At 70.4% G+C, this 12,165-nt stretch carries 7 protein-coding genes; 3 read left to right on the forward strand and 4 right to left on the reverse strand.

Annotated features, from left to right (window positions below):
- Window positions 1-88: 88 nt before the first annotated feature.
- The 4 genes from PYR72_RS38225 to PYR72_RS38240 form a co-directional block, all read right to left on the reverse strand.
- Entirely contained in the window at window positions 89-1,705 is a 1,617-nt protein-coding gene (locus PYR72_RS38225) for a glycerol-3-phosphate dehydrogenase/oxidase (protein WP_275459543.1), read from the reverse strand.
- A 54-nt stretch (window positions 1,706-1,759) separates the two neighbouring features.
- Window positions 1,760-3,298, reverse strand: coding sequence for a glycerol kinase GlpK (glpK, locus tag PYR72_RS38230; protein WP_275459544.1), 1,539 nt, complete (start codon window positions 3,296-3,298; stop codon window positions 1,760-1,762).
- Window positions 3,299-3,399: 101 nt separating this feature from the next.
- Window positions 3,400-4,188 carry an MIP/aquaporin family protein gene (locus tag PYR72_RS38235; RefSeq protein ID WP_275459545.1) on the reverse strand — a complete coding sequence of 263 codons (789 nt, stop codon included), beginning with the start codon at window positions 4,186-4,188 and terminating at the stop codon, window positions 3,400-3,402.
- A 326-nt stretch (window positions 4,189-4,514) separates the two neighbouring features.
- Window positions 4,515-5,279 (reverse strand): IclR family transcriptional regulator, encoded by a 765-nt coding sequence (locus tag PYR72_RS38240; protein WP_275459546.1) that lies wholly within the window; start codon window positions 5,277-5,279, stop codon window positions 4,515-4,517.
- Between the two features lie 393 nt (window positions 5,280-5,672).
- Between PYR72_RS38240 and metH the strand changes: the two genes are divergently transcribed.
- The 3 genes from metH (at window position 5,673) to PYR72_RS38255 (ending at window position 12,100) form a co-directional block, all read left to right on the forward strand.
- Entirely contained in the window at window positions 5,673-9,200 is a 3,528-nt protein-coding gene (gene metH, locus PYR72_RS38245) for a methionine synthase (protein ID WP_275459547.1), read from the forward strand.
- Window positions 9,201-9,384: 184 nt separating this feature from the next.
- Window positions 9,385-10,098 (forward strand): HAD family phosphatase, encoded by a 714-nt coding sequence (locus PYR72_RS38250; protein WP_275459548.1) that lies wholly within the window; start codon window positions 9,385-9,387, stop codon window positions 10,096-10,098.
- A 397-nt stretch (window positions 10,099-10,495) separates the two neighbouring features.
- On the forward strand, window positions 10,496-12,100 hold the full coding sequence (locus PYR72_RS38255; RefSeq protein WP_275459549.1) for an ABC transporter substrate-binding protein: 1,605 nt from the start codon (window positions 10,496-10,498) through the stop codon (window positions 12,098-12,100).
- Window positions 12,101-12,165: the final 65 nt, after the last annotated feature.

The raw sequence follows: 12,165 nt of genomic DNA on the forward strand, positions 1-12,165 counted from the left end.
CGCCCCTTCGCCGTGGTACCGCCCCGGAGGGGGCCGTCCCGCTCGGCGTCGGCCCCGGTCAGGGGGTGGGGCCGACGCCGAGAGTCGGTCACTTCTTGTCGAGGAGGTCCTGGACCTTGGTGCGGACCTCGTCCGTGGCGAGACCTCGTATCGTCAGCGTCGTCCGGCGGCGCAGGACGTCGTCGGCCGTCTCGGCCCACTCGGTGTCGCGGGCGTAGACGACCTGCGCCCAGATCTCGGGGGCGTCGGGGTGGACGCGCTCGCCCAGTTCGGGGTTCTCGTTGGCGAGGCGGGCGATGTCGAAGGCCAGGGAGCCGTAGTGCGTGGCCAGGTGGCGGGCCGTGTCGGCGCCCATGCGGGGGCCGGGTGCCGGGCGGTCGACGAGGAGGCGGTGGGCGACCGCGCGCGGGTTGGCGACACCCGGCAGCGGCAGCTTCTTCGGCAGCGAGCCGACCGGCTCGAAGTCCTCGCCCAGCGGGTGGCCCGGCAGGGCCTCCAGCTTCTTCATGATCGTGCGGCCGATGTGCCGGAAGGTCGTCCACTTGCCGCCCGCCACGGACAGCATGCCGCCCCGGCCCTCGGTGACGACCGTCTCGCGCTTGGCCTTCGCGGTGTCGCCGGGACCGCCCGGCAGGACCCGCAGTCCGGCGAAGGAGTACGTGATCAGTTCACGGTCGAGCTGCTGGTCGCGGATGGAGAACGCGGCCTCGTCGAGTATCTGGGCGGTGTCCTTCTCGGTGACCGCGACATCCGCCGGGTCGCCCTCGTACATCTCGTCGGTCGTGCCGAGCAGCAGCATGTCCTCCCAGGGGAGGGCGAAGGTGATGCGGTACTTGTCGATGGGCGTGGCGAGTGCGGCCTTCCACGGCGACGTGCGCTTCAGGACCAGGTGCGCGCCCTTGGAGAGGCGGATGGAGGGGGCCGCGTCCGGGTTCTCCATCTTGCGCAGGTGGTCGACCCAGGGGCCGGTCGCGTTCAGGACGAGACGGGCGTTGACGCCGAACTCGTCGCCGGAGAGACGGTCGCGCAGCTCGGCGCCGGTGACCCGGCCCCGGGTGAACCGCAGTCCGGTGACCTCGGCGTGGTTCAGGACGACGGCACCCGACTCGACGGCCGCGCGGACCGTCATCAGGGCCATCCGGGAGTCGTTCATCTGGTCGTCGCCGTACACGGCCACGGCCTTGAGGTTGTCGGTGCGCAGCTCGGGCACGTCCTGCGCCGCCTTGGCGGGGGAGAGGAGGTGACCGACACCGTCACCGAAGGCGGAGAGGGCGGAGTAGGCGAAGACGCCCGCTCCGAGCTTCGCCGCGCCGTGCGGGCCGCCCTTGTACACGGGGAGGTAGAACGTGAGCGGGTTCGCCAGGTGGGGGGCCACCTGGCGGGACACCGCACGGCGTTCGAAGTGGTTCTCCGCCACCAGCTTCACCGCGCCGGTCTGCAGATAGCGCAGACCGCCGTGGAGCAGCTTGGAGGAGGCGGAGGAGGTGGCGCCGGCGAAGTCGCCGGCGTCGACCAGAGCCACCCTGAGCCCGGACTGCGCGGCGTGCCAGGCGGTGGAGATGCCCAGGATGCCGCCGCCGATCACGAGGAGGTCGTACGACGCCTTGGAGAGCTGCTCCCGGGTCTCGGCACGGCTCGGGTTCGAGCCGGACGCCGGGCGCGTCCCCAGGGCAGGCAGGGTCTGCAGGGTGGTCTGACTGGTCATGTCGGGTTATTACTCCTCATCAGAGCCGGTGTCGGAGCCGTCGAGGGCTCTGGCTCAGCTCTCGTCCTCGAGCCAGCCCATGGTCCGCTCGACGGCCTTGAGCCAGCTCTTGTACTCACGGTCGCGGGTCTCCGCGTCCATGCGGGGGGTCCACTCGGCGGCCCGCCGCCAGTTGGCGCGCAGGTCGTCGGTGCTGTTCCAGAAGCCGACGGCGAGACCGGCGGCGTAGGCGGCGCCGAGGCAGGTGGTCTCGGCGACCATCGGGCGCACCACGGGCGCGTCGAGGAAGTCCGAGAGGGTCTGCATCAGCAGGTTGTTGGAGGTCATGCCGCCGTCGACCTTGAGGGCCGCGAGCTCCACGCCCGAGTCCTTGGTCATGGCGTCCGTGATCTCACGGGTCTGCCACGCGGTGGCCTCCAGCACGGCGCGCGCGAGGTGCGCCTTGGTGACGTACCGGGTGAGACCGGCGATCACACCACGGGCGTCGGAGCGCCAGTACGGGGCGAACAGGCCGGAGAAGGCCGGTACGAAGTAGGCGCCGCCGTTGTCCTCGACCGAGAGCGCCAGCGTCTCGATCTCGGCGGCGGTGGAGATCAGGCCCATCTGGTCGCGCATCCACTGCACCAGTGAGCCGGTGACGGCGATCGAGCCCTCCAGCGCGTAGACCGGCTTCTGGTCGCCGATCCGGTAGCCGACCGTGGTCAGCAGGCCGCTGTAGGAGTTGATGATCTTCTCACCGGTGTTCAGCAGCATGAACGTGCCGGTGCCGTACGTGGACTTGGCCTCGCCCTCGTCGAAGCAGGTCTGGCCGAACAGGGCCGCCTGCTGGTCGCCGAGCGCGGAGGCGACCGGGATGCCGCCGAGCAGGTCGCCGAGGCGGCCGCCGCTGACCTCGCCGTACACCTCGGCGGAGGAGCGGATCTCCGGGAGCATCGACAGCGGGACGCCGATCGACTCGGCGATCTTCTCGTCCCACTGCAGCGTGTGCAGGTTCATCAGCATGGTGCGGGAGGCGTTGGTGACGTCGGTGTAGTGCTTGCCGCCGTCGACACCGCCCGTCAGGTTCCAGATGACCCAGCTGTCCATGGTGCCGAAGAGGATGTCGCCGGCCTCGGCGCGCTCGCGCAGGCCCTCGACGTTGTCGAGCAGCCAGCGGGCCTTCGGGCCGGCGAAGTACGACGCCAGCGGCAGGCCGGTCTCGCGGCGGAAGCGGTCCTGGCCGACGTTGCGGCCGAGCTCGCGGCAGAGGGCGTCGGTGCGGGTGTCCTGCCAGACGATGGCGTTGTGGACGGGCTCACCGGTGTTCTTGTCCCAGAGCAGCGTGGTCTCGCGCTGGTTGGTGATACCGATGGCCTTGATGTCGTCACGGGTGATGCCGGCCTTCTCGACGGCTCCGGCGACGACCTCCTGGACGTTCGTCCAGATCTCGGTGGCGTCGTGCTCGACCCAGCCCGGCTTCGGGAAGATCTGCTCGTGTTCCTTCTGGTCGACGGAGACGATGCGTCCGTCGCGGTCGAAGACGATACAGCGGGACGAGGTGGTGCCCTGGTCGATCGCGGCGATGAAGGGCCCGGCGGTGTGGGCGTCGGTCACGGTGTGCTCCTGAAAGGTCGACTGGTCAACGGGCTGTACGTACGGCGCGTGCTGAGCGTTCCGCGGAACGGGGCCCGCGGAACGGCGGCTCGACGTGTTTCTCAGGCGAATGCGACGTTGTAGAGGCCTGCGGCGATGGCGGCACCGATCAGGGGGCCGACCACCGGGACCCAGGCGTAGCTCCAGTCCGACCCGCCCTTGTTGGGCAGGGGCAGCAGGGCGTGCACGATGCGGGGGCCGAGGTCACGGGCCGGGTTGATCGCGTAACCGGTCGGGCCACCGAGGGACAGACCGATGGAGACCACGACGAGCGCGGTGATCAGGGCGCCGAGCGTGCCGAGGCCCTTGCCGTCGCCGTTCAGGCCCTGGGTCAGGACCGCGAGGACGAGCACGATGGTGCCGATGACCTCGGTGGCGACGTTCTGCCAGGCGACACGGACCTCGGGGCCGGTGGAGAAGATGCCGAGCACGGGGCCGGCGCCCTTCTCCCGGGCCTCGACGGACTTGGCCGGGACCGGCTCGCCGACGATCTCGCGGTCGGTGAGGTGGGCGTGGAACTGGCCGTAGTAGGCGACCCAGACCAGCGCCGCGCCGATCATGGCGCCGAGCAGCTGACCGCCCCAGTAGATCGGAACGTCGCCCCAGGGGATGCCGTCCTTCTTCAGCGCGAGCGCGAGGGTGACGGCCGGGTTGAGGTGGGCGCCGGACAGCGGCGCGGAGGTGTAGACGGCCGTCAGAACGGCGAAACCCCACCCGAAGGTGATGGCGAGCCAACCGGCGTTACGGGCCTTGGAGGCCTTCAGCGTGACGGCCGCGCAGACGCCGCCGCCGAGCAGGATGAGTAGGGCGGTACCGATGGTCTCGCCGATGAAGATGTCGGAGCTGGACACCCGCGACTCCTTTGTCCTTCGTCCAGGGGGAAAGAGTTCGGCCCATGGCGTTGTCACACTCTAGCGCGTATTGCCGGTAGGTGTTCGACAATGTCGACCGATGGACGGGAGTCTTGCTCGGTGTCTCAGGTGCGTCAAGGGCTCTGTTGTCGAAAACGCGATCGTTATTGATCGAACGGGCCCATCGATCTTGAAACTGCTGCTCAAGGGCACTGTGAGCAACCGCGCGGGGGCCGAACGGGCGGGCGCGGGACGCGCGCACACGCGGCGAGGGCCGGGACCCCGCAGGGTGTCCCGGCCCTCGCCGTATGCGCGGCGGGCGGCGGTCAGAACCGGGCGGCGCCCAGGTCCCGCGATACCGCGCGGGCGCAGTCCCGCACGGCCGCGACCAGCTCGGAGCGCGGCTCGCCCGCGCGGCACAGCCGCTCCACGGCGCCCGTGATGCCGACCGCCCCGACGGGCATGCGCCGCCGGTCGTGGATGGGGGCGGCGACGGAGGCCACGCCCTCCCAGGTCTCCTCCACGTCGGCCGCGTACCCCCGCGCGCGGGTGAGGTCCAGAACCCCCTCGAAGTCCTCCAGGGCGTGGACGGTCCGGTCGGTGAACGGCTTGCGCTCGGCCTCCAGGACCTCGCTGTGCGCCACCGGGTCGTACGCCGCCAGGACCTTGCCGAGGGCCGTGGAGTGCAGGGGCTGCATGGCGCCTATCTCCAGGACCTGCCGGCTGTCGTCGGGCCGGAAGACGTGGTGCACGATCAGCACACCCTGCTGGTGCAGCACCCCCAGATGGACGCTCTCGCCGCTGGAACGGGCCAGGTCGTCCGTCCAGACCAGCGCGCGCGCCCGCAGCTCGTGCACGTCCAGGTACGTGGTCCCCAGCCGCAGCAGCTCCGCGCCCAGCTGATAGCGCCCGGAGGCGTCGTCCTGCTCGACGAACCCCTCCTGCTGGAGCGTGCGCAGGATGCCGTGGGCGGTGCCCTTGGCGAGACCCAGCGACGAGGCGATGTCCGACAGGCCGAGCCGCCGTTCGCCGCCCGCGAGCAGGCGCAGCATCGCGGCCGCCCGTTCGAGCGACTGGATGTTCCGTGCCATCGCCGTCCTGCCTCCGTCCCCTTCGGCCGCCGTACGCGACTGAACTTCCACCGTTCGGCAATGCCGAACACTACCGGTCGTTGCCGACCTCCCGCTAATGGCCGTCAACAGCTTTTCGGACACGGTCCCCACGCGGGGCCACCTCCGTGCCCGTCCCGTGTCCTTCCGGTGCGCCTTCGGCGCCCCTGTGATCGAGAGGTGTACGAGTGGTGTCGGAGCGGTGTCCGGCGTTGATCGCGTCGTCGGAGTAAACCGCACTCGGCCGTGTACGCCACGCCCGTCCGCCCCGTGGACCGCCCTGACCATCCGGGGCTCTCCGGGCTACCCTTGCGGCGTGCGGCCTCCCCGGGAGGCCGCAAAGCCGACAGCCGTCGCACTCCAGGGAGCAGCTCCATGGCCTCGTTGCCGAACCCGTCCCCCTCGTCCGCCGCCGCCGGCCGGGCCCGATCCGACGCCCTGCGCGAGGCCCTAGCCACCCGAGTGGTGGTCGCCGACGGCGCGATGGGCACGATGCTCCAGGCGCAGGACCCCACCCTGGAGGACTTCCAGCAGCTGGAGGGCTGCAACGAGGTCCTCAACGTCACCCGCCCCGACATCGTCCGCTCGGTGCACGCCGCGTACTTCGACGCGGGCGTCGACTGCGTGGAGACCAACACCTTCGGCGCGAACCTCACCGCCCTGGGCGAGTACGACATCCCCGAACGCACCGCCGAGCTGTCCGAGGCGGGCGCCCGCATCGCCCGCGAGACGGCGGACGCGTACACCGCCCGCGACGGCCGCCCCCGCTGGGTGCTGGGCTCGATCGGCCCCGGCACCAAGCTGCCCACCCTCGGTCACACCACCTTCACCGCCATCCGGGACGCCTACCAGCAGAACGCCGAGGGCCTGCTCGCGGGCGGCGCCGACGCCCTGCTCGTGGAGACCACCCAGGACCTGCTGCAGACCAAGGCGTCCGTCATCGCCGCCCGCCGCGCGATGGAGACGGCCGGCTACGACGTCCCCCTGATCGTCTCGGTGACGGTCGAGACGACCGGCACCATGCTGCTCGGCTCCGAGATCGGTGCCGCGCTGACGGCGCTGGAGCCGCTGGGCATCGACATGATCGGCCTGAACTGCGCGACCGGCCCCGCCGAGATGAGCGAACACCTGCGCTATCTGGCCCGCCACTCCCGCATCCAGCTGTCCTGCATGCCCAACGCCGGCCTGCCGGTGCTCACCAAGGACGGCGCCCACTACCCGCTGACCGCCCCCGAACTCGCCGACGCACAGGAGAACTTCGTCCGCGAGTACGGCCTCTCCCTGATCGGTGGCTGCTGCGGCACCACCCCCGAGCACCTGCGGCAGGTCGTCGCACGCGTCCGCGACCTCACGCCCACCGCGCGCGACCCGCGCCCCGAGCCCGGCGCCGCCTCGCTCTACCAGACGGTCCCGTTCCGCCAGGACACCTCGTACATGGCCATCGGCGAGCGGACGAACGCCAACGGCTCCAAGAAGTTCCGCGAGGCCATGCTGGAGGCCCGCTGGGACGACTGCGTGGAGATGGCCCGCGACCAGATCCGCGAGGGCGCCCACATGCTCGACCTCTGCGTCGACTACGTGGGCCGCGACGGCGTCGCCGACATGGCCGAACTCGCCGGCCGCTTCGCCACCGCCTCCACCCTGCCCATCGTCCTCGACTCCACCGAGGTCGACGTCATCCGGGCCGGCCTGGAGAAGCTCGGCGGCCGGGCGGTCATCAACTCCGTCAACTACGAGGACGGCGACGGCCCCGAGTCCCGCTTCGCCAAGGTCACCCGGCTCGCCCAGGAGCACGGCGCCGCGCTGATCGCCCTCACCATCGACGAGGAGGGCCAGGCCCGCACCCCGGAGAAGAAGGTCGAGATCGCCGAACGGCTCATCGACGACCTGACCGGCAACTGGGGCATCCACGAGTCGGACATCCTCATCGACACCCTCACCTTCACCATCTGTACGGGGCAGGAGGAGTCCCGCAAGGACGGCATCGCCACCATCGAGGCGATCCGCGAACTCAAGCGCCGCCACCCGGACGTCCAGACCACGCTGGGCCTGTCCAACATCTCCTTCGGCCTCAACCCGGCCGCCCGCATCCTCCTCAACTCCGTCTTCCTCGACGAGTGCGCGAAGGCTGGCCTGGACTCGGCGATCGTCCACGCCAGCAAGATCCTGCCCATCGCCCGCTTCAGCGAGGAGGAGGTGCAGACCGCCCTCGACCTCATCCACGACCGCCGCGCCGAGGGCTACGACCCCCTGCAGAAGCTGATGGCGCTGTTCGAGGGCGCCACCGCCAAGTCCCTGAAGGCCGGCAAGGCCGAGGAACTGGCCGCCCTCCCGCTGGAGGAGCGCCTCAAGCGCCGCATCATCGACGGCGAGAAGAACGGCCTGGAAGCCGACCTCGACGAGGCCCTGCTGACCCGGCCCGCCCTCGACATCGTCAACGACACCCTGCTGGACGGCATGAAGGTCGTCGGCGAACTGTTCGGCTCCGGCCAGATGCAGCTGCCGTTCGTGCTGCAGTCCGCCGAGGTCATGAAGTCGGCGGTGGCCCATCTGGAGCCGCACATGGAGAAGTCCGACGACGAGGGCAAGGGCACCATCGTGCTGGCCACCGTCCGCGGCGACGTCCACGACATCGGCAAGAACCTCGTCGACATCATCCTGTCCAACAACGGCTACAACGTCGTCAACCTCGGCATCAAGCAGCCGGTCTCCGCGATCCTCGACGCGGCCAGGGAACACCGGGCCGACGTCATCGGCATGTCCGGCCTCCTGGTCAAGTCCACGGTGATCATGAAGGAGAACCTGCAGGAGCTGAACCAGCGCGGCCTCGCCGCCGACTACCCGGTCATCCTCGGCGGCGCCGCGCTGACCAGGGCGTACGTCGAACAGGACCTGCACGAGATCTACGAGGGCGAGGTCCGCTACGCCCGCGACGCCTTCGAGGGCCTGCGGCTGATGGACGCGCTCATCGGCGTCAAGCGCGGTGTGCCGGGGGCCGTCCTGCCCGAGCTGAGGCAGCGCCGGGTCCGGGCCGCGGCCGGCGTCACCGCGGTCGAGGAACGCCCGGAGGAGGGCCACGTCCGCTCCGACGTCGCCACCGACAACCCGGTCCCCACACCCCCCTTCCGGGGCACCCGCGTCATCAAGGGCATCCAGCTCAAGGAGTACGCGACCTGGCTCGACGAGGGCGCCCTCTTCAAGGGCCAGTGGGGACTGAAGCAGGCCCGCACCGGAGACGGACCCACCTACGAGGAGCTCGTCGAGACCGAGGGCCGGCCCCGGCTGCGCGGGCTCCTGGACCGGCTGCAGACCGACAACCTCCTGGAGGCGGCCGTCGTCTACGGCTACTTCCCCTGCGTCTCCAAGGACGACGACCTGATCATCCTGGACGACGACGGCAACGAGCGGACCCGGTTCTCCTTCCCCCGCCAGCGCCGCGGTCGCCGGCTGTGCCTGGCCGACTTCTTCCGCCCGGAGGAGTCCGGCGAGACCGACGTGGTCGGCCTCCAGGTCGTCACCGTCGGCTCCCGGATCGGCGAGGAGACCGCCAAGCTCTTCGAGGCCGACTCCTACCGCGACTACCTCGAACTCCACGGCCTGTCCGTGCAGCTCGCCGAGGCCCTCGCCGAGTACTGGCACGCCCGCGTCCGCTCGGAGCTGGGCTTCGCCGGGGAGGACCCCGCCGCGATCGAGGACATGTTCGACCTCAAGTACCGGGGCGCCCGCTTCTCCCTCGGCTACGGCGCCTGCCCCGACCTGGAGGACCGCGCCAAGATCGCCGAGCTGCTGGAGCCCGAACGGATCGGCGTCCAGCTCTCCGAGGAGTTCCAGCTCCACCCCGAGCAGTCCACCGACGCCATCGTCATCCACCACCCCGAGGCGAAGTACTTCAACGCGCGGTAGCCCCCGCCGGGACGGGCCCCGGCCGGCCCCCGCGCCACGTCGTGGCCGGTCGGACCCCCCGCCGGGCCCGGCACCACCGCTCCGCGAGGCGTTCGTCCGCGCGGCGTCGTAGACTGGTCGGTCCACCGCAGGCCGGTTCCCCACCCGGGAACCGGCCTGCTCGTCCCCCAAGGAGGTGCGCCGGATGACCACGACGATTCCCGCGCCAGGAACCCGTACGGCCGAAGGCTCCGCGCTGCAGGCCGTGCTCCTCGACATGGACGGCACCCTGGTGGACACCGAGGGCTTCTGGTGGGACGTGGAGGTGGAGGTCTTCGCCGGCCTCGGCCACACCCTCGACGACTCCTGGCGCCATGTCGTGGTCGGCGGCCCCATGAGCCGCAGCGCGGGCTTCCTGATCGAGGCCACCGGCGCCGACATCACCCTCGCCGAGCTGAGCGGGCTGCTCAACGACGGCTTCGAGGCCCGTATCGGACGCGCGCTGCCCCTGATGCCCGGCGCCTCCAGACTCCTCGCCGAACTCGCCGCACACGGTGTCCCCACGGCCCTGGTCTCCGCCTCGCACCGGCGCATCATCGACCGCGTCCTGGCCTCCCTCGGCCCCCAGCACTTCTCACTGACCGTCGCGGGCGACGAGGTCGAGCGGACCAAGCCGTTCCCCGACCCCTACCTCCTCGCGGCCTCCGGCCTCGGCGCGGAGCCCGCCCGCTGCGCCGTCATCGAGGACACCGCGACCGGTGTCGCCGCCGCCGAGGCCGCCGGCTGCCACGTGGTCGCCGTCCCGTCCGTCGCCCCCATCGCCCCCGCCGTCCGACGCACCGTCGTGACCTCCCTGGAAGAGGTCGACCTGCCCTTTCTGCACGGCCTGATGACGACGACGGCCAACGGAAAGCGCTAGAAATTCCAAGATCACGCACAGCGGCCCCGGCCGGGGAATTCGACGCGTTCCGCATGACTGAATTCCCCCGCCCGGGAACCCCTTTCCGGCTGTGACGTTTGCCACTCCCCAAGGCGTTCGGCACACACCGGGGACATGGCCAATCCCGTCATTCAGGGCTGTTCGGCACGCCCTTGTGTCCCGATTGGCGAAGGCTGCACCCAAACATTCCGTGCGCACTACACCGTTTGTGTCCACACCCGGTTCCGCAGCGTGATGGGAACTCAACTCCGGTGCGCGCGGGCCCCTTCGGCGGTGCGGGCTAATCTCGATCCGAGAACATCGCCGTACTTCCCGTGACGCGCTCGCACCACCCCGCAGGCACCCGTCCCGGACCACAGCTCTGGAGAAACCGAGCATGAACCGCAAGACCCTGGTGCTGCCGGCCGTGATCGGACTGCTCGCCCCGGTGCTCGCCGCCTGCGGCGCCACCGACGGCGCGGGCGCGAGCGGCGACGCGATCGTCGTCGGCACCACCGACCGGTTCACCGCCTCGAAGAAGGCCCCGGCCCCGATCGACCCGGCCTACGCCTACGACGTCGGCACGTGGAACATCCTCCGCCAGACCGTCCAGACCCTCCTGGTCCAGCCCCGCGGCGACGGCGAACCGGAACCCGAGGCCGCCTCCAGCTGCTCCTTCACCGACAGCGGCAACGAGCGCTACGTCTGCACGCTGCGCTCCGGCCTGAAGTTCGCCGACGGCTCCCCGGTCACCGCCGAGGACGTCAAGTTCTCCATCGACCGCGCCCGCTCCCTCAAGGCCGACAGCGGTGTCTTCGCCCTGCTGTCCACCATCGACCTCGTCGAGACCAAGGGCGACAAAGAGGTGATCTTCCACCTCAACGGCCCCGACGCCACCCTCCCGTACAAGCTGTCCACCCCGGTCGCCGGCATCGTCAACCCGGCCGACTACGACAAGGGCAGGCTGCGCGACGGCTTCGCGGTCGACGGCTCCGGCCCCTACACCCTGGACGCCGAGGTCGAGAACAACGAACTGGTCCGGGCCGTGTTCACCAAGAACCCCCACTACAAGGGCCAGTTGGACCCCAAGAACGACAAGGTCGAACTGCGCTCCTTCGCGGACGCCGACGCCATGGGCGCCGCCCTGAAGGACGGCGACATCGACCTGATGACCCGTTCCATGACACCGGAACAGATCACCAAGCTCTCCGACACCCCCGGCGGCGACATCGACCTGATCGAGTCCCCCGGCCTGGAGATCCGCTACCTCGCCTTCAACACCGACGCCGCCCCCGTCAAGAGCACGGCGGTCCGCCGCGCCATGGCCGAGGTGATCGACCGCGGCGAACTCGTCGCCAAGGTGTACGGCACCCAGGCCGAACCCCTCTACTCGCTGGTCCCGGCCGGCATCACCGGCCACTCCAACTCGTTCTTCAACAAGTACGGCGAACCGGACGTCGCCAAGGCGAAGTCCACCCTGCAGAGCGCCGGCGTCACCGCCCCGGTGAAGCTGACCCTGCACTACACCACCGACCACTACGGCTCGGCCACGAAGAAGGAGTTCGAGCTGCTGAAGAAGCAGCTCGACGACAGCGGCCTGTTCGACGTGACCATCAAGGGCGCCCCCTGGTCCACGTTCCGCCCCGCCGAGCAGGAGGGCGAGTACGGGGTCTACGGCATGGGCTGGTTCCCGGACTTCCCCGACGCCGACAACTACCTCGCCCCCTTCCTCGACAAGGACAACTTCCTCGGCTCGCCGTACGACAACAGCGAGATCCGCGCCAAGCTGATCCCCGAGTCCCGCCGAGCGGCCGACCGTCTCGCCGCCGCGGACAGCCTCGCCGGCATCCAGGACATCGTCGCCGACGACGTGCCGATCCTCCCGCTGTGGCAGGGCAAGCAGTACGTCGCCACCCGGGACGACATCACCGGTGCCCAGTACGCCCTCAACGCGGCCTCGACGCTCCAGCTCTGGGAGCTCGCCCGCGGCCGGGCCGACTGACCGGACCTCACCACTCTCCGGACAGAGGCCCGGCGGCCTCGGGGGAGCCCGGAGCGCCCGCAATG

Source organism: Streptomyces sp. VNUA24 (assembly GCF_029167005.1).
GTDB classification, from domain to species: Bacteria; Actinomycetota; Actinomycetes; order Streptomycetales; family Streptomycetaceae; genus Streptomyces; species Streptomyces scabiei.